At 59.0% G+C, this 17,166-nt stretch carries 16 protein-coding genes and 1 tRNA gene; 9 read left to right on the plus strand and 8 right to left on the minus strand.

Annotated features, from left to right (window positions below; all coding sequences use genetic code 11):
- Positions 1 to 3 precede the first annotated feature (3 nt).
- Genes FHT76_RS34805 through FHT76_RS34815 form a run of 3 tightly spaced genes read left to right on the plus strand, consistent with a single transcriptional unit; the run spans position 4 to position 1,972 of the window.
- Positions 4 to 663, plus strand: a complete 660-nt coding sequence (locus FHT76_RS34805) for a peroxiredoxin (protein WP_114712573.1) — start codon at positions 4 to 6, stop codon at positions 661 to 663.
- Between the two features lie 36 nt (positions 664 to 699).
- On the plus strand, positions 700 to 1,737 hold the full coding sequence (locus FHT76_RS34810; protein ID WP_183864148.1) for an MBL fold metallo-hydrolase: 1,038 nt from the start codon (positions 700 to 702) through the stop codon (positions 1,735 to 1,737).
- 22 nt (positions 1,738 to 1,759) lie between these two features.
- Positions 1,760 to 1,972 carry a GDCCVxC domain-containing (seleno)protein gene (locus tag FHT76_RS34815; protein WP_246712711.1) on the plus strand — a complete coding sequence of 71 codons (213 nt, stop codon included), beginning with the start codon at positions 1,760 to 1,762 and terminating at the stop codon, positions 1,970 to 1,972.
- A 320-nt stretch (positions 1,973 to 2,292) separates the two neighbouring features.
- Here the strand turns inward: FHT76_RS34815 and trmFO are convergent, their stop codons facing one another.
- From trmFO to FHT76_RS34830, 3 genes are all read right to left on the minus strand, one after another.
- Positions 2,293 to 3,726, minus strand: coding sequence for a methylenetetrahydrofolate--tRNA-(uracil(54)-C(5))-methyltransferase (FADH(2)-oxidizing) TrmFO (gene trmFO, locus FHT76_RS34820; RefSeq protein WP_183864149.1), 1,434 nt, complete (start codon positions 3,724 to 3,726; stop codon positions 2,293 to 2,295).
- Positions 3,727 to 3,789: 63 nt separating this feature from the next.
- Positions 3,790 to 5,853, minus strand: coding sequence for a pyridoxamine 5'-phosphate oxidase family protein (locus tag FHT76_RS34825; RefSeq protein ID WP_183864150.1), 2,064 nt, complete (start codon positions 5,851 to 5,853; stop codon positions 3,790 to 3,792).
- Between the two features lie 28 nt (positions 5,854 to 5,881).
- The gene (locus tag FHT76_RS34830; RefSeq protein ID WP_259186329.1) at positions 5,882 to 6,499 is read right to left on the minus strand and encodes a glutathione S-transferase family protein; all 618 of its coding nucleotides are present in this window, start codon (positions 6,497 to 6,499) and stop codon (positions 5,882 to 5,884) included.
- A 127-nt stretch (positions 6,500 to 6,626) separates the two neighbouring features.
- On the opposite strand from FHT76_RS34830, the gene FHT76_RS34835 reads away from it, so the two are divergent.
- A complete protein-coding gene (locus FHT76_RS34835) occupies positions 6,627 to 7,496 on the plus strand; it encodes a LysR family transcriptional regulator (RefSeq protein ID WP_183864152.1) in 870 nt (289 codons plus the stop codon).
- Between the two features lie 58 nt (positions 7,497 to 7,554).
- Here the strand turns inward: FHT76_RS34835 and FHT76_RS34840 are convergent, their stop codons facing one another.
- The 3 genes from FHT76_RS34840 to FHT76_RS34850 form a co-directional block, all read right to left on the minus strand.
- Complete coding sequence (locus FHT76_RS34840) at positions 7,555 to 7,758, minus strand: hypothetical protein (protein ID WP_183756975.1); 204 nt, start codon at positions 7,756 to 7,758, stop codon at positions 7,555 to 7,557.
- Positions 7,759 to 7,997: 239 nt separating this feature from the next.
- Positions 7,998 to 8,141, minus strand: coding sequence for a DUF1127 domain-containing protein (locus FHT76_RS34845; RefSeq protein ID WP_183757029.1), 144 nt, complete (start codon positions 8,139 to 8,141; stop codon positions 7,998 to 8,000).
- A gap of 298 nt (positions 8,142 to 8,439) precedes the next feature.
- On the minus strand, positions 8,440 to 8,586 hold the full coding sequence (locus FHT76_RS34850; RefSeq protein ID WP_016553779.1) for a DUF1127 domain-containing protein: 147 nt from the start codon (positions 8,584 to 8,586) through the stop codon (positions 8,440 to 8,442).
- 859 nt (positions 8,587 to 9,445) lie between these two features.
- Between FHT76_RS34850 and FHT76_RS34855 the strand changes: the two genes are divergently transcribed.
- From FHT76_RS34855 to FHT76_RS34875, 5 genes are all read left to right on the plus strand, one after another.
- Positions 9,446 to 10,549 carry a DUF2157 domain-containing protein gene (locus FHT76_RS34855; RefSeq protein WP_183864153.1) on the plus strand — a complete coding sequence of 368 codons (1,104 nt, stop codon included), beginning with the start codon at positions 9,446 to 9,448 and terminating at the stop codon, positions 10,547 to 10,549.
- Complete coding sequence (locus FHT76_RS34860; protein ID WP_183756973.1) at positions 10,546 to 11,133, plus strand: GDYXXLXY domain-containing protein; 588 nt, start codon at positions 10,546 to 10,548, stop codon at positions 11,131 to 11,133. The genes FHT76_RS34855 and FHT76_RS34860 overlap by 4 nt, the downstream gene beginning before the upstream one ends.
- Before the next feature lie 155 nt (positions 11,134 to 11,288).
- Positions 11,289 to 11,373 (plus strand) — tRNA-Leu (locus FHT76_RS34865).
- A gap of 184 nt (positions 11,374 to 11,557) precedes the next feature.
- Positions 11,558 to 13,039: a trigger factor gene (gene tig / locus FHT76_RS34870; RefSeq protein WP_183864154.1), complete on the plus strand. Its 1,482-nt coding sequence runs from the start codon at positions 11,558 to 11,560 to the stop codon at positions 13,037 to 13,039.
- 177 nt (positions 13,040 to 13,216) lie between these two features.
- Positions 13,217 to 13,642 carry a nuclear transport factor 2 family protein gene (locus FHT76_RS34875; protein ID WP_183864155.1) on the plus strand — a complete coding sequence of 142 codons (426 nt, stop codon included), beginning with the start codon at positions 13,217 to 13,219 and terminating at the stop codon, positions 13,640 to 13,642.
- Between the two features lie 37 nt (positions 13,643 to 13,679).
- Here the strand turns inward: FHT76_RS34875 and FHT76_RS34880 are convergent, their stop codons facing one another.
- Positions 13,680 to 15,476, minus strand: a complete 1,797-nt coding sequence (locus tag FHT76_RS34880; RefSeq protein WP_405049294.1) for a B12-binding domain-containing radical SAM protein — start codon at positions 15,474 to 15,476, stop codon at positions 13,680 to 13,682.
- Positions 15,477 to 15,659: 183 nt separating this feature from the next.
- The gene (sthA, locus tag FHT76_RS34885) at positions 15,660 to 17,066 is read right to left on the minus strand and encodes a Si-specific NAD(P)(+) transhydrogenase (protein WP_016553785.1); all 1,407 of its coding nucleotides are present in this window, start codon (positions 17,064 to 17,066) and stop codon (positions 15,660 to 15,662) included.
- Positions 17,067 to 17,166: the final 100 nt, after the last annotated feature.

The raw sequence follows: 17,166 nt of genomic DNA on the forward strand, positions 1-17,166 counted from the left end.
GTGATGCTTGCAATCAATGATACCGCTCCGGATTTCGAAGCCCAGACAACCGAAGGCAAGATCAGTTTTCACGAATGGATGGGCAATTCCTGGGCGGTGCTGTTTTCGCATCCGAAGGACTTTACGCCCGTATGCACGACCGAACTCGGCTATATGGCCCGGATCAAGCCTGAATTCGACAGGCGCGGCGTGAAGATCATCGGCCTATCCGTCGATCCGCTTGAGCGCCATGCCAGTTGGATGAAGGATATCGAGGAAACGCAGGGTTATCGTCCCAACTATCCGATGATCGCCGACGTCGATTACACGGTGTCGAAGCGCTACAACATGCTGCCTGCGCTGGTATCCGGTGATCCAACAGAGCGCACGCCGGCCGATAACCAGACCGTACGCAATATTTTCGTGATCGGCCCTGACAAGAAGATCAAGCTCGTTATGGTCTATCCCATGACAACCGGTCGCAATTTTGATGAGGTGCTGCGGGTCATCGATTCCTTGCAACTCACTGCAAAGCACAAGGTCGCCACGCCGGTGAACTGGAAGAACGGGGAGGACGTGATCATTGCCGGTTCTGTTTCCGACGAGGACGCGAAGAAGCAGTATCCGCAGGGTTGGCGGGCCCCAAAACCCTATATCAGGATCGTGCCGCAGCCGCACGGATAGTCGCTCGCAAACCATGTCGCCACGAAGGAGGTGGGGATGATCTTCCGGCAGCTGTTCGATCCGGTATCGAGCACCTATTCCTATTTGCTGGCAAGTCGGAAGGGGGGCGAGGCACTGATCATCGATCCAGTGCTGGAAAGGGTCGAGCGCTACCTCCAGCTCATCCACGAGCTTGATCTAAAGCTGGTCAAGGCCGTGGATACCCATCTCCATGCCGACCACATCACCGGTCTTGGCGCGCTGCGCGACAAGACCCATTGCATCACCGTGATGGGAGAGCAGACAAAGGCCGATGTCGTCTCGATGCGTCTCTCCGACAATGACACGCTGACGATCGAAGGGCTCTCCCTCGATGTGATCTATACGCCGGGCCATACGGACGATTCCTACAGTTTCGTCCTGCCTGACCGCGTATTCACCGGCGACACGCTGCTGATCCGCGGTACCGGCAGGACTGATTTCCAGAATGGCGATCCCAGGGCTCAGTACGAGTCGATCTTCGGGCGGCTTCTGAAGCTTCCCGAATCGACCTTGGTTTTCCCGGCGCATGACTACAAGGGAGATACAGTCTCCACCATCGGCGAGGAAAGGGCATTCAACCCCCGCCTGCAGGTGAAGTCAGCCGAAGAATATGCCGAGCTGATGAACAATCTGAAGCTTGCAAACCCGAAGATGATGGATGTCGCTGTCCCGGCCAACATAAAGGTCGGAATGAACCAGGACAACGTCATGCGCCACGGCTGGGCGCTGACGGCGCAGCAAGCGCGGGGCGTCGTCGGTCTCGGAGATGTCGCGCTGATCGATCTGCGCGAGAATGCCGAGCGACAGCGAAACGGCACGATTCCCGGGTCGTTGCACGTTCCCTATCCTTCGCTCGAGGAAAGCATAGGTGCCGGTGGGACGCTCCATGAACTGGCAACGTCAACCCGCAAGAGGCTGCTCTTCTATTGTGCCTTTGGTGAACGATCGGCAATGGCAGTGCAGGCAGCCCATGATGCCGGCCTTCCGCTGGCCTTTCATATTCAAGGCGGCATTGACGCCTGGAAGAAGGCCGACGGACCAATCGCGCATTGAGGGCAGCGTGAAGAGGGATACGATGGAACCGCGGTCAATTCTGACATGTCCCATCTGCGGCCACCGGGCGCTGGAGACTATGCCGGTTGACGCGTGCGTCTGTCGCTATGATTGTCGAAGCTGCGGAACAACGCTCACGCCGAAGCAAGGCGATTGCTGCGTCTTTTGCTCATACGGATCCGTTCCCTGTCCACCGGTTCAGGCCTGCAGGACAACCGTTCCGTCATCACGCTAGGTGGAGGATCGCCGCGTAGTGGTCTGGTGAGAGATCCTCCACGTGCGAAAGCCGGCCGCCTCAACGACCGCGCGGACAGAATCGGCTGACATGCGCATTTCGGTTCGCGGTCCGCGTGGGCTGCCAGGGACAACCGTTTCCTCCCGCTGCACCGGATGCTAGCTGGCGATGCAGAACAACTCGCCTCGTCTCAGAACTGCCCTAACGGAATGTGAAAGTCTCGTTTGGTCAGGAACGCCGTGGAACGTATTGGCCATCAAGACAAATCGCCCGGCTCGTCGAAAGACGATAACCTTGAGAATGCTGCTGCCCAGCGCCGATCAGGCACTCTCCGCGAGTTTGACGTCGAGGCCCAACCAGCTCGCACAATCGCCAAGCGCGCGCCTAGCGATCAACTGGCGCTTCATGATGGTCTTGTCCTTGCCGCGGAAACGCTTGACGCCTTCGGGTTTTACGATCGAACCGGGCTCGAGTTCGGGAAAGAGGCCGAAATTGATGTTCATCGGCTGGAACGATCGCTTGCCAGGCTCCTCGTCGTTGACGATGTGGCCACCGGTGATGTGGCCGAGCAGCGAGCCGAGCGCTGTCGTTGCGGGCGGCAGTGAAACGTCCTCTCCCTTGCGCTCGGCTGCGGCGAACCGGCCGGCCATCAACCCGACGCTTGCGCTTTCGACATAGCCTTCGCATCCGGTGATCTGACCGGCGAAGCGCAGTCCTCGGCGCGACTTGAGAGTGAGCGACGGGTCGAGCAGTGTCGGCGAATTAATGTAGGTATTCCGATGGAGGCCGCCGAGGCGGGCAAATTCCGCATTCTGCAGTCCCGGGATCATCCGAAAGATATCAGCCTGGGCGCCGTATTTCAGCTTCGTCTGGAATCCGACCATGTTGTAGAGCGTGCCGAGCGCGTTGTCCTGCCGCAGTTGTACGACCGCATAGGCCTTGACGGTCGGGTTGTGAGCATTGGTCAGGCCCATCGGCTTCATGGGGCCGTGGCGAAGCGTCTCGCGGCCACGCTCGGCCATCACCTCGATCGGAAGGCAGCCATCGAAATAGGGCGTGCCTTCCCATTCCTTGAAGCCGACAGTGTCACCGGCAATCAGGGCGTCGACGAAAGCATTGTATTGCTCTTCGGTCATCGGGCAGTTGATATAGTCCTTGCCGGTGCCTCCGGGGCCGACCTTGTCGTAGCGCGACTGGTACCAGCAGATATCCATGTCGATGCTGTCGCGATGAACGATCGGCGCGATCGCATCGAAGAAGGCGAGCGCGTTGGCACCCGTCTCGGCCTGGATGGCGTTTGCGAGGGCAGGGGCCGTCAGAGGACCGGTCGCAACGATCGCAAGATCCCATTCCTTCGGCGGCAAGCCGGTCACTTCTTCACGAACGACCGTTATCAATGGGTGGTCCTGGATCGCTTTGGTAACGGCGTCCGAGAAACCATCGCGGTCGACGGCCAGTGCGCCACCGGCGGGAACCTGGTGCTTGTCGGCGCATGCCATGATCAGCGACCCCGCCATGCGCATCTCGGCATGGATGACGCCGACCGCATTGCTGGTCGCGTCGTCCGAGCGGAAGGAATTGGAGCAGACGAGCTCGGCCAGGCCGTCGGTCTTGTGAGCGTCGGTGCCGCGCACACCGCGCATCTCGTGCAGGATGACAGGCACGCCGGCATTTGCGATCTGCCAGGCCGCCTCTGAGCCGGCGAGCCCGCCGCCGACCACATGGATGGGAGAATGGGAAGAGGTCTTGTTCATGCGCGGCTGATTACCACGCTGGGCCGGCGCAGGAAACCGAAGAATTGCGAGGGCTCGATGCCCTCATATATCCAACTCCAGCCGGGCGCCTGTGTCGCTCGCCGCGGGCACGGCGCAACAGATCAGCGCTTCGTCATCGGCGACGTCCGCGGTCGGCTCCTTGATATAGGCGACGGAACCTGACAGGATTTTCGTCCTGCAGCTTCCGCAATTGCCGAGGCGACAGCTGAACTCGGGCGCCAAGCCGCGCGCTTCGGCAAGCTCCAGTAACGTGCCCGATCCCGGCTCCCAGCGCGCTTCCTTTCCGGAGTGCATGAAATAGACCGGCTGCGGTTCCTCGGCGGTGCGTGCGGACCACCTCGTGGTCTCGTCCCCCGACCGCTGGAGCGATGCGGGGCCAAACGCTTCCGCATGGATTCGTCCATCGGCAACATTCAATCCGCGCAGGCCATCATAGACTGACTGCATGAAACCTGTTGGACCGCAAAGATAGAAGTCATAATCGTTGAACGGCAACACGCTGGTCAGCAGCGTCATGTCAACGCGCCCCTGCTGTTCGTAGTCTTCGCCGCCGACCGTATCACTCGCATCACTGAGTAGCCGGACCAGCTTGACGACGCCACCGGCCGCGGCGGCGAGGGCATGAAGCTCGGCATCAAAGGCGCGATCCTGTTTGTTGTGAGCCGAATAGATCAGCCAGGTCGGCCGTATCCGCCGCGTACGCAATCCTTCGTAGACGATGTGCCGAAGCATCGCGAGCAGCGGTGTGATGCCAATGCCCGCCGCCAACAGGACGGCTGGGCGTCTCTCCGCGGCGTCGATCGTGAACGCGCCGGCGGGCGCGCGGACATCGATGATGTCGCCTTCTCGGATAACGTCGTGGAGATGCGTCGAAACTAGCCCCTCTCGCTTGACGCTGATGCGATACACGCTGTCGGAGGGAGCAGAGGATATCGTGTAAGTACGAACCAGCGGCGAGCCAGCTCCCGCTATGTTGACGCGAATGGGCAAATGCTGCCCAGCGATATGGGGAACGATCCCGCCCGCATCTGTAGGCTCAAGATAGAATGAGCGCACGCTTGCGCTTTCCCGAACGACGCGGGCAACGCGGAACGGCCGCCAGCCCTTGGCAAGGGCCGTCGCGCGAAGTCGAGCGGCGGCATCATTCCAGCTTCCGGTCATCAGGGAATTGGGTGACTGGCCATCAGCACGCGAACGCCAGCGGAGCGGCAGCGCGCCCGCTCTGTGGACGATCTGACTCGGACGAAAACACCATAGCCGTTCGGCTCCCTGGAAAGCCGCGATTTCAGGTGACTCCAGTATGACCCAAGCTTCACCCGAGAGTTGGAGTAGATCGCCGCTCTCAAAATCCGCGAAGACGAGCCCGGCCCGCGGATTGGCAACGATGTTGCCGAGCGTGTTGAAGAAGAGATTGCCGGCAAAGTCGGGGATTGTCAGAATGCCGTCCTCGCCGATTCTCACGAACCCCGGCCTGCCGCCGCGATGCGAGATGTCGATCTGCCGCTCGCCATCGCGATCGACATAGGATGCAACAAAAAACGTATCCGCCTTCGCAATCATCTCTGCTGGACGGCCGCCGAGACTGTCGAAACGGACTGGGGGTGGCTCGGCCGGCTGCAACGGATCCCGCACGAACTCGAAGTCGCGCAGCTGTATATATTGCGGGCAGTTGCCGTAGGATTGTCCGACGCGCACATCGAAGCGGTTGGGTCCGGTACGGTGGATCGTTCCGTTCAGACGGTTTCGGCGGCGCGTATGGAGCTCGATACCGAGCATGGCGACCGCGTTGCCGTCCTCCATCCCTTCATCGGCCGGGTCGAAAGGCATGCGCTGAAGACCGACACTCAGGGTATGAATGTCGGGGCTGTGCAGGAATCCCGGCCGATTGGCGCGCAACGTCGCCCAGGGGTTGCCTTCCGTGTCCACGCTTCCGAGGGCGATGAAGGGTAGCTGCGGATAGAATTCGCGGTGCTGATCGATCAGGTAATCTCGCAGCACGCGACGGCCCACTTCGTCCATTCGCTTGGCGACGCCGACCTTGTCCTGAAGCGCGACCTCCCCGGCATGCCAGGGAGAAGGCTTGGCGCCGCGTATTTCGACAGACATGGCTGCCTCCTTTCTCGGCTGGTGTGCCTCAAGCCGCTTCGACTATGCCGACGGGCGATTTCTGGAATGGCTCAAAGCCGGGCAGGCCCTCGATCCGCTCGAGCCATGCCGTCACGTTGCGATACGCCGATCGATCGACATTCCCTTCCGGTGCGCGGGCGATATAGCTGTAAAGGGCGACATCGGCGATGGTTGGTCGGCTTGCGGCGATCCATTCACGATCGACCAGCCGGTCATCGATCAACTGCAGAATGCGATGAGCCCGCGCGATCACTTCGCCGCTATCGAATGTCGCGCCGAACAACGTCACGAGCCTTGCCGCACAAGGGCCATAGGCAATCTCGCCGGCGGCAACCGAAAGCCACCGCTGGATCGCCGCCGCGGCTGCAGGCTCCCCCGGAAGCCACCCTTCGGGCGCGTACTTCTTGGCGAGGTAGACGAGGATAGCATTGGAGTCGCTGATAACGACATCGCCATCTTCGAGCACCGGCAACTGGCCGAACGGATTGAGCGCCAGGAACTTGGCGCTCTTGTGCTCCCTGGCAGCAAGGTCAACTTGCACGACCTCGGCGTCGATGCCGATAAGCGACAGGAAGAGGTGAGCGCGATGGGAATGGCCCGAAAGGGGATGCGAATAGAGCTTCATCAGTCTGATCTCCACGTTGCAATAGGCCGGATAGTAATTGTTCCTTGCTCAGTGTTGAATTACGATAACACACAAGAAACTATTTCATTTGGCGGAATAACGGTGGGTGATGGATCGACTTCAATGCATGAGAGTTTTCGTCAAAGTCGCCGAAACGGCGAGCTTTGCGCAGGCAGCTCGCCAGCTCCATATGAGTGCCCCGGCGGTCACGCGCGCAGTCGCCTCTCTCGAGGAGGCCACCGGGGCGCGGCTCTTCGTGCGCTCGACACGCTCCGTAAAGCTGACGCCGTCCGGCAGCCGCTATGCCGATGACTGTCGGCGGATCCTCGGGGACATTGACGAGGCGGAAGCCTCGGCGGGCGGATCTCATGCAACGGCATCGGGGATCCTGACGATCACGGCGCCGGTTCTGTTCGGTCAGATCTATGTCATCCCGATCATGACGGAGTTTCTCAGTCTGCACCCGGCCGTGACAGGGCGTGCACTCTTCTTCGACAGGATGGTCAATCTCGTGGAGGAGGGCATCGACGTTGCCGTCCGCATCGGACACCTGCAAGACTCGGATCAGCAAGCAGTCAGGGTCGGTAGTGTCCGCCGCGTCGTATGCGGCGCGCCCGGCTATTTCGAGCGCCACGGCGAACCGACGACGCCGGCGGACCTTGCCCGGCACGTCACGATCGTCAATACCGGGTCGTCGGCGCCGCTGGAATGGCACTTTGCGCCGGGCCACGCGCCCGTGAAGCTTCACCCACGCATGTATTGCAACACTGTCGGTGCATCGATCGAAGCCGCGGTGACCGGGTGGGGGCTCTCACGGACCCTGTCCTATCAGGTGGCGGAACACCTTGCGGCCGGTCGGTTGAAAACAGTGATCGAGGAGTACGAGGAAGAGCCTTTGCCAATTCACGTCGTTCATGTGGAGGGGAGACATGTCTCGGCGAAGACGCGTGCATTCGTAGATTTTGTGGCTCAGAAGATAAAAGCACTCGGCCTCTGAGCGGGGAGCGGAATGCTGACGTGGGGTTGGACGCCAGCGGTGATGCACATCCAGAAGTTCAAGCCGTTGCTCTGGCCGATGTTTCGTAGCGTTTGGACATGAAGCTTATTCGGTCGAGATTATTCAGCAGATCGACCATGTCGCATGCTTCGCGCCACGTCATCCTAGCCATCGGAACGCCGTTCAGTTCAGCCGGGCGCTGTGTCGTGGCGTCGACGACTGTCCAAAGGCCGTCCTCCATCCGAAGATTATATCGGCACATTCCGCATGTCTCCGTTATGCAACGGCCGGATACTTTCACAATGGTTAATATTAGTCCACCCTAAAGGACGACCGATATCGCGCGTATCAACAGGCTGGCAGAATGTTCATTTCGCATGTTGCGCTTTGATCTCGGAGATCCGGGTCCAACCGAATGGTTGGCGTCTGTATTGGGCAATAAGGCCCCAGAATCAAAAACGGCGCCGTAGCGCCGTCTTGGAAGCTTAGCGCTCGCCGCTATTAGCGGAACGAGCGGGAAGCGATGTTGCGGATGTCGTAGCGGCTAACGCCAATGTCGGCGAGCGTCTGGTTGGAGAGGCTGCCAAGCTCGCTGAGCGTGCGGCGGTAGCTAATCCAGCTCTTTGCAATGCGGATCGGGTTCATGTTCATCTTCCTCAAAGTGACCGTCGAGAGCGGCGCCATCGCCGCCTGATCGTTGATCACTCATATAGATGTTCTCTGTCATATTGTGCAGTGCAAAGAAAAGGCATCTGCTATGCAATTGTGCATGCGATGCTCATTTCGGATGCAGGGTTACTATCTGGGCGCCGCCCCTTGAGAGCCCGATTCCGGCCACAACCATTGCGGAAGCCGGTAGCCAGACAAAAGAAAACGCCCGTTGCCATTGGCAGCGGGCGTCTTGGGTAAGCGATCTGCTTGGGAGGATAGCGGATCGTTTGTATTAGCGGGCAGAAGCCTCGCGAGCAACGCGCTGGATGTCGGAGCGATCGATGCCGAGATCGTGCAATTCGCGGTTGGTCATGCGGCCGAGTTCGGTAACGGTCTGACGATACTTGCGCCAGTTGTTGAAAGAGCGTGTGAAGTTCATTTTGGTCCCCTTTCCTAGGGCTTGCGATTTGCCAGCTGCCGCCGATCGGCGCTGACCTCTATTTGATGAACTGAAATATATGTTGCAGTGCGAAACTTCGCCAGAGACAAGATTTCAGAGCACCTATGCAATAGATGCAGGTCTAGAACCGCTTATTGCATGATTTGGCCACTATCTGGTCAATCAATAGGCAGAATGCCTTGCTGCCGATCGGTTCGGGGCTGTTTTCCGGCCGCTGGGGCGCAGGGCATCCTGTGCCTAACAGGTCTCAGGCAAAGTTCGCTCGGTTCGCTCGTCGCGAGCGACGATTTTTCCGTTTGCTTGCGAGGGCGGGCCTGGTGGTCATATCTGTCGTGCGCGAGCTTCCGCCTGAGCGATTGTCATGGTCCTGCCGCAGATCGCTGGAAACGTTGGGCTTAGGCGGCTGTGCTCCGAAAACAAAACGCCCACCGGGGGAGGATCCGGTGGGCGTCATTAGAGTGACTGACAACTGGGAGGAGGAGTGTTGCCAGTCTATCGGAGGGCGCTGGGAGGAGGAGTGCGCTGCTCCGAATCTCGTTACGAAGATCATCTGCGCAGGCTTCCGGAAATCCGGGCAAGGACGCCATTCCCTGTCTTATGATCAAGCATATAGGATGGCCGATCTCGATTTTGCAGTGCAATATTCTCATGCTGCCCATGCATCAAGTGCATGGCTGCGAGTATGGAGCATATATTAGCGATTTGACGTTATCGATCGGTTAAGGCGCGCGCCTAATTTGTACAATGAGGAATTCATATGGGAATATTTCCCTCCTGCTCAATCAACGGCTATAAAGTAAGGAGAAAGCGCGTCATTGCGTGTTTGGTGGAGTAGGGCATGTACCGCGGTCGACTGGAGCGAGATCTTTCAGTTTGGGTGGAAAAAGGGCTTTTGCCGGAAGCGACCGCAGGAGCGCTGTTGGGGGAATATGATGCCCGTCCGGCAAGCTTCAGCCTCGGCAAGGTGTTGATGATCCTTGCCGCAATCCTGCTCGGCGCGGCGATCCTGCTTGTCGTGGCTTCGAACTGGGACGCCATCCCGCGCCTCGTGCGCCTGGTAGTCATCGTTGCGGTTATCTGGACCGTGCATCTCGGCGCGGCCGCCATGTTGAGGCGTGGTGCGATCGCGGCGGCAAGCGGGTTGCTGGTGATTGGCACCCTATCCTTCGGCGGGGCGATTTCGCTGGTCGGGCAGATGTATCATCTGTCGGGCGACGAGTTGACGGTGATGTATCTCTGGTTCGTCATTGCCGTGGTTTCGGCGATTCTGTTCCGTTCGGGCGTCGTCGCTGCGGTGGCGGGGTTTTTGTCGTGGGGCAGCTTTGCCGCCTATCTCGACACCTACGATACCCGGTGGGTCGGTCTTGATCCTTGGGTCGTGCCGTTGATGGCGGTGGTTGTCATTGGCCTTGTGCGCTTCACCGGTGCAGGCCGCGTGCGGCATCTGGCATATCTGCTGCTTGTCGGCTGGCTGACTTGGATCTATGCGGTCAACGAAAATTTCTGGCTTGCGCTCGTCTATTTTGTTGCCGGCATGCTGGCTTTCGTGGTCGTCAGCCTGCCGCTGCCGCGTCTTTCTGCACTCGTCAGAAGCGCCGGTTCCGCGCCCGCGTTCTACGCGTTCCTCGTGGCAGTGATTGGCTTGTTCTTCCTGCACGTCGAACTCGAGCATGGCTGGCAGTTCGTAACATTGGCGGTGGTGACGCTCGGCGCCGCGATTCTTGCGATCGGGCTCCAGGGCCGCGACAACGGCGCGGTGCGCTATCTGGGTTACACCATGTTTGCGGTGGAGATGCTCTATCTTGCGTCGGTGACGGTCGGATCGATTCTCGGTACATCCAGCCTCTTCTTGTTCTCGGGGCTTTTCGTTGCTGTCGTGGCATGGATCGTCATTCGGCTTGAGCGGCGATTTGCATCGAGAACGCAGGGGGCAAGCGTATGAGCGTCTTTTCAATGCAAGGCTCAGGGCGCCGCTACATTGTCGCCGCAGTCATTGTTGCCGCTCTGCAGACGGCGGTGCTGGGGTACGTCATTGAGAGTCGTGCTTCGATTTTGCGTAGCGGCGCCGATATTCTTCTAAAGACTGCGCCGGTCGATCCGCGCGACTTTCTGCGCGGCGACTACGTGGTGCTGAACTACGACATATCCTCGGTCCCGGTCGCCTCGATCATTGGTGGTGTGCCGCAGGATCAGGGTAGCAAGAGCCTCTGGGTGCGCTTGAAGCCTGGTGAAGGGGGCTTCTGGGGCATTGTCGAATCATCGTTCGCGCCTTTGCCGGAGCAGGCGGGGACTGTCGTTTTGCACACCAGACCTTTCTACAGCTACGGTCCCAGTTCCGCCGATCATCTTCGCGTTGAGTACGGGATCGAACGCTACTACGTTCCCGAAGGGCAGGGGACGGCCCTCGAGCGGGCTCGCCAAGATGGTGATGTATCCATTGCCGTTCGTGTGGCGTCCGACGGAACGCCGCAGATCCGCAGCCTGCTTGTCGACGGCAAGCCCGCTTACGACGAGCCTCTTTATTGAATAGAGGCCAAATGGGTGTGGAGGCCTGCTCGTGCGGGCAAAAACACTGTCATTTGCTCTTCATTTTTCCTTTGCCTCTCCCAAATCGGGTGATATAGAGACGCCGCGCTCCGGAAGGCCTCATGTGCAGGCATATGCATGCGGTTTTTGAGAACGCGGGTATGGTGAAATTGGTAGACACGCCAGATTTAGGTTCTGGTGCCGCAAGGCGTGGGAGTTCAAGTCTCTCTACCCGCACCAAAAGCTGGCTTGCAGGCGGGGGGACCGAAACCGGTGTCCCTCGATACCCGGAAGCAAGCGCCGTTCCGCCTTGGGTGGAATGAATAAGAATTGAGAACAAGCCACGCTCGGCAACTTTCCGGCGTCGTGCTCATCGAAACGAACGGCGTCTGGGCACGGCCGCCACGAAATGAGGTAGGAAGACATGCAGGTTATCGAAACGCTCGCTGAAGGGCTGAAGCGCGAAATCAAGGTCGTAATCCCGGCCAAGGACATGGAAGTCAAGATGAACGAGCGTCTTGCCGACGTGAAGGACAAGGTCCGCATCAACGGCTTCCGTCCGGGCAAGGTTCCGGCCGCTCACCTCAAGAAGGTCTACGGTAAGTCGATCATGGCCGACCTCGTCAACGAGATCGTTCGCGAACAGCCGACTGCCATCTTGGCGGAGCGCGGCGAAAAGTCCGCGACGCAGCCTGAAATCGCGATGACGGAAGACAAGGACGAAGCAGAACTGATCCTGGCTGCGCAGAAGGATTTCGAGTTCACGCTTTCCTATGAAGTTCTGCCGCCGATCGAGCTGAAGTCCGTCAAGGGCGTCAAGATCACCCGCGAAGTCGTTGATATCTCCGACGAGGAAGTCAACGAGCAGGTTCTCAAGGTTGCCGAAAGCGCCCGTTCTTACGAAACCAAGAAGGGCAAGGCTGCCGACGGCGACCGCATCACCATGGACTACCTCGGCAAGGTCGACGGTGTTGCCTTCGAAGGCGGCACCGATCAGGGCGCCGAACTGGTTCTCGGCTCCGGCCGTTTCATCCCGGGCTTCGAAGACCAGCTGGTCGGCACGAAGGCTGGTGACGAGAAGACTATCACCGTCACGTTCCCGGCTGACTACCCGGCCAAGAACCTGGCTGGCCAGGAAGCAACCTTCGACGTCACCGTCAAGGATGTTGCAGCTCCGGCCGACGTTGAAATCAACGACGAACTGGCAAAGAAGCTCGGCCTTGAGTCTGCTGACCGCCTGAAGGAAATCGTCCGCGGCCAGATCGAATCGCAGTACGGGTCGATGACCCGCCAGAAGGTCAAGCGCCAGATCCTCGACCAGCTGGACGAGATGTATAAGTTCGAGACGCCTGCCTCGCTCGTCGAAGCAGAATACAACGGCATCTGGAACCAGGTCGCCAACGACCTCGCTCAGTCCGGCAAGACCTTCGAAGACGAAGACACGACCGAAGAGAAGGCTCGCGAAGAATATAAGAAGCTTGCTGAACGCCGCGTTCGCCTCGGCCTCGTTCTCTCCGAAATCGGCGAAAAGGCCGGCGTTGAAGTGAGCGAAGACGAAATGCAGCGCGCCATCTACGAGCAGCTGCGTCAGTATCCGGGCCAGGAAAAGCAGATCCTCGACTTCTTCCGTAGCCAGCCGGGTGCAGCCGCCTCTATCCGCGCACCGATCTTCGAAGAAAAGGTCATCGACCACCTGCTGACCGAGATCGACGTTACGGACAAGAAGGTCACCAAGGAAGAGCTTCTCGCCGACGAAGAAGGCGAAGGCTCGGAGAAGGAAACCAAGAAGGCTGCTCCGAAGAAGAAGGCAGCTGCCAAGGCTGAGGCTTCCGAAGGCGAAGAAGCCGCCGCTCCGAAGAAGAAGGCCGCTCCGAAGAAGAAGGCTTCCGAGGACAGCGCCGAGTAATCTTCGGCCAAATGAACTTACAGAAAGCCCCGCCTTGTGCGGGGCTTTTTTATTCTCCAGGCCGCATGTTGCTTTCAGGTCACCGCTTATCCGGTCTGCGCTTGAGGCGCACCATCTGGTTGCATTTTAGAATGTTCGGATGCAAGCTGCGTATTGCTGGCAGGGGAGGGATTGACGATGACTTCCGGCGCAGACTTGAAAGACCTGACAAGGCAGATTTTCGAGGCGCGACATCAGGGGGACCTTGATGTCCTTATGTCATTCCTCGGTGACAACTGCATTTTCCGCGCGGCCGGAAGTCGGTATTTGGCGCCGCTCACCGAGCCGGTTGTCGGCAGTGCTGCACTTCGCGCGACGATGCGGCATTTCATCGACACTTGGGATATGACGGCGCTTGAGATCCTCGACATCCATGTCGATGGCAATGTGGCGCTGGTCCATCGTAGGGGGCAGATGCCGCACGGTACTACCAAGTTCGATACCGAGGTCATGGACAAGATGACCTTCGAGAACGGCAAGGTGATTGAGTGCGTAGAGTTCCTTGACACGCTTCAAGCTGCGTCGCTACTCAACATAGCAACGATCTCCGCGGCACAGATATAACCGTCCGTTCTTGGGCTGTCGACGGTGGCGCTCGGCCTCAGACGGCCGGGCGCACCTTGTGGGCGTGGGTTAATTCCGCGACCTTGTGAATGTGGGAGACCGCAGCTCGCCCGCCCGCTGTCTTCGTGAAGAGTTCAAGCGTCTCATCCTCATGGTCACCGACCGGTGTCAGTGCTTGGTCCATATAGGTCTTCGACTTTTTGTCTCGTGCGATGAAGAAGGCGCTGACTGCAAGCTTGGCAATGGTTGCACCTAGCGACACGTGCTTGGTGACTGTTTCCCAGACGAAGCGCGGCCAAAAGATTAAAGCGCTTTCGCGCGGCAGATCGGGCCTCCGTTCCGAGGGATGCTTGAGCCGTAGAAGGCCGCTCTGCAATGGATGCACGTTTTCCAATGGTACAGTCGTGGCGAACGACACAAGGACCTTTACGAGACTGGCGAGCGGCACACCCGTGGCAACGGCCCGGCGCAGCAGCGTCTTCATGTGCTCTGGCGAATAGTAGAGCGACCAGGCCTCCTGGTAGATGTCTTCCCATTCCTGCTTGGTCATCTTCGGATGCGCCGTGCAGACGTGCTCGACGTCATAAATATTGAGGTCGGCGTCCATCTCGACGCCCTTCTTCCATAGAGTCTGGTGGTCTTCGGAGCCCGGCAGTGGCGTCAGCACGAAGAACTCGATGACATCAAGCGGCAGTTCGTGCTGGATAATCGCGATGTCGCGTCGAATCGTCTCTGGCGTGTCTGCCGGGAAGCCAAGAATGTATCCGGCTAATGTCATGATGCCTTGCGCCTTCCAGGCAAGCAACATTTTCCGGTACTCAGTAATTTTGTTCTGGTTCTTCTTGGCCGCGGTCAGGTTATCGGGGTTTACATTTTCGAGCCCGATGAAGACGCGCGTAACGCCGGCGCGCTTCGATTTTTCGATGAAGTTGGGGATCTTGTGGCAGAGGGTGTCGACCTGGATCATCAATCCAAGCGGAATGCCGTCCTTCTCCCGGAGTTCGATCAAGCGGTCGAAGATTGCTTCCCAATCTCTGTTGCGGGCGAAATTGTCGTCGGTGATGAAGAACTTGTGGATGCCTTGCGCCCAGTTCATCCGCACCAGTTTCTCGACATCGTCGGCCGAGCGGAAGCGTGATTTGCGGCCTTGCACATTGATGATGGTGCAGAAAGAGCATTGATAGGGGCAGCCGCGTCCGGCGTCGAAGCTGGTGCTGAGGCCGAGCGTCTGCGCCACATTGGTTTTCGGCAGGAATGGGACGGCCGCACCTTCGATGCTCGGCAGGTCGTTCATGAAATTGTAGAGTGGCTCAAGCTGGCCGCTGGCCGCATCCTGCAGCACGCGCTCCAGGCGTCCTTCAGCCTCTCCGGCAAACATCGAGATACCCATCTCGCGACAGGCATCGAGGCCGACCGCCTTGCCGTCGAGCATGGCGAGGCACCCCGACACGTGAAAGCCGCCCATCGAAACCGGAACTCCGGCCTTGCGGAAAGGGCGCGCGATGTCCAGTGCCCGGGGATACTGGTTCGACTGAACACCGACCAGCGCAACCATCCCGAAATTGTCGTGTTGTGCGAGTCGTTTCAGCAGCGCCGGAGTGTCGACCCGCGTGTTGGTCTCGTCGATGACCGTGATCTCGATCTTGACCCCTGGCCCCAGCACCTCGCGTTCTGCACAGTCGGAGGCGATTCCGTAAATCGCGGCCAGGGAATTGGAGGGGATCATCGCCCGCCACCACCGGATCACATAGCCGTCGTCGTCGTAATGCGACGGCTTGATCAGGATGAGCTGGAAATTCCGTTCGGCAGTCTTTGGCAGATCTTGCACGGTCACTCGCTGGTAAGAGAAATCCCCGAAAATGGACGCTACCAGACGCGGTGGATTATACAAGGGAAGGTTTTACGGGGACTATCTGACACAAATAAGTCAGGCCGAACGGATTTTTGTACGCTACTATCATTCTGTTTTTGTTTGATAAATCGCCAAAGATTTGCGGTAGAGCTCGATGGCTAGCTGTCAAAGTTCCGATTTGATGTCGCCCATCCGGTTCCATGCATCAAGACCGGCGATCTTGTAGGCTTCGGCGAGAGTCGGATAGTTGAACGTATTTTCCACAAAATACTCAACCGTGCCCTTGAGGTTGAGCACGGCCTGGCCGATGTGCACCAGCTCGGTCGCCCCTTCGCCGACGATGTGCACGCCAAGCAGCCGGCGCGTCTTCAGCGAAAAGATGAGCTTCAGAAGCCCCGTATCGAGGCCCATGATATGACCGCGCGACGTCTCGCGGAAGCGCGCAATGCCGCATTCATAGGGAATGCCGCGCTCCTTCATTTCTTCCTCGGTCAAGCCGCAGGTGGAAATCTCAGGCACGGCGTAGATGCCGTAAGGGAAGTATTTTGGCGGCTCCTTTGCGACCGCGCCGATCGCAACGCGGGCGGCGATGCGACCCTGTTCCATCGATGTGGACGCGAGGCTCGGGAAGCCGACGACATCGCCGGCGGCATAGATGTTCGGTACCGAAGTCTGGAAGGTTTCCGGATTGACCTTAAGACGACCGCGGCTGTCGGCTTCCAGCCCGGCAGCTGGTAGATTGAGTGTGTCGGTCGCCCCCAGACGTCCGGCAGCAAACAGAACCATGTCAGTCACCAGGTGGCGACCATTGTCGAGCTTTAGTTCTACCTTGCCGTTGTCCAGGCGCGTTACCTTGTCGGCTTTGGTGCCGAGCAGGATCTTCATGTTGCGATCGCGCAGCTGATAGGTGAAGTCTTCGACGATTTCCCGGTCGATGAAGTCGAGCATCGTCGTTTTGGGATCGATGACTGTGACCGCGGTATCCAGGGCGCTGAAGATCGTGGCATATTCAATGCCGATGACGCCGGCGCCGATGACAGCCATCGAGCGCGGCAGCTCTCCGATATCGAGCAGTTCGTCGCTGTCGAGTACCGTCTTGTTGTCGAACGGGATGTAGTCCGGGCGGAACGGTTTCGTGCCGACCGCAAGCAGGACACTCGCCCCGGTGACCTTGACGACCTCGCCGTCGTCCTTGACGACTTCGAGCGTCGACGCGTCGACAAAGCTTGCTTTGCCCCTGATATGCTGCACGCGGTTTCGGGCGAACTGGTGCTCCAACACCTCGACTTCGTGATCAAGGGTGATCAGCAGGCGCCGCCGAAGGTCATCGGCGCTGATTTCCTCCTTCACCCGGTAGGATCGGCCGTAGAAGCCGCGCTCGCGCCAACCCGAGAGATTGAGGGCCGTTTCGCGCAGCGTCTTTGAGGGGATGGTGCCAGTATGCACCGAAACGCCGCCAACCCGCTTGCCCTGTTCGATGACCAGTACCTTCTTGCCGAGCTTTGCGGCCTGGATAGCGCCGCGGCGGCCTGCCGGACCGCTACCGACAACAACGAGATCGTACTGGAACATTCACCTGGCCCCGATTGCTAAGCTGGAATCATTTTTGCGACGCAGTATGTCGCGCGTCCACGGGTAGCAGGTCAATGTTGCAGAATATTTTATGAGCGAA

It is taken from the genome of Rhizobium sp. BK176, from assembly GCF_024808055.1.

What these genes read in the sequence shown, in the direction of transcription:
- FHT76_RS34825 (WP_183864150.1), bottom strand. Translation starts at nt 5,853, where the DNA reads ATGTCTGTCGAAATACGCGGCGCCAAGCCTTCTCCCTGGCATGCCGGG.
- FHT76_RS34810 (WP_183864148.1), top strand. Translation starts at nt 700, where the DNA reads ATGATCTTCCGGCAGCTGTTCGATCCGGTATCGAGCACCTATTCCTAT.
- FHT76_RS34845 (WP_183757029.1), bottom strand. Translation starts at nt 8,141, where the DNA reads ATGAACCCGATCCGCATTGCAAAGAGCTGGATTAGCTACCGCCGCACG.
- FHT76_RS34860 (WP_183756973.1), top strand. Translation starts at nt 10,546, where the DNA reads ATGAGCGTCTTTTCAATGCAAGGCTCAGGGCGCCGCTACATTGTCGCC.
- trmFO (WP_183864149.1), bottom strand. Translation starts at nt 3,726, where the DNA reads ATGAACAAGACCTCTTCCCATTCTCCCATCCATGTGGTCGGCGGCGGG.
- FHT76_RS34830 (WP_259186329.1), bottom strand. Translation starts at nt 6,499, where the DNA reads ATGAAGCTCTATTCGCATCCCCTTTCGGGCCATTCCCATCGCGCTCAC.
- FHT76_RS34850 (WP_016553779.1), bottom strand. Translation starts at nt 8,586, where the DNA reads ATGAACTTCACACGCTCTTTCAACAACTGGCGCAAGTATCGTCAGACC.
- FHT76_RS34875 (WP_183864155.1), top strand. Translation starts at nt 13,217, where the DNA reads ATGACTTCCGGCGCAGACTTGAAAGACCTGACAAGGCAGATTTTCGAG.
- FHT76_RS34805 (WP_114712573.1), top strand. Translation starts at nt 4, where the DNA reads ATGCTTGCAATCAATGATACCGCTCCGGATTTCGAAGCCCAGACAACC.
- FHT76_RS34835 (WP_183864152.1), top strand. Translation starts at nt 6,627, where the DNA reads ATGAGAGTTTTCGTCAAAGTCGCCGAAACGGCGAGCTTTGCGCAGGCA.
- FHT76_RS34855 (WP_183864153.1), top strand. Translation starts at nt 9,446, where the DNA reads ATGTACCGCGGTCGACTGGAGCGAGATCTTTCAGTTTGGGTGGAAAAA.
- FHT76_RS34840 (WP_183756975.1), bottom strand. Translation starts at nt 7,758, where the DNA reads ATGTGCCGATATAATCTTCGGATGGAGGACGGCCTTTGGACAGTCGTC.
- FHT76_RS34815 (WP_246712711.1), top strand. Translation starts at nt 1,760, where the DNA reads ATGGAACCGCGGTCAATTCTGACATGTCCCATCTGCGGCCACCGGGCG.
- tig (WP_183864154.1), top strand. Translation starts at nt 11,558, where the DNA reads ATGCAGGTTATCGAAACGCTCGCTGAAGGGCTGAAGCGCGAAATCAAG.
- sthA (WP_016553785.1), bottom strand. Translation starts at nt 17,066, where the DNA reads ATGTTCCAGTACGATCTCGTTGTTGTCGGTAGCGGTCCGGCAGGCCGC.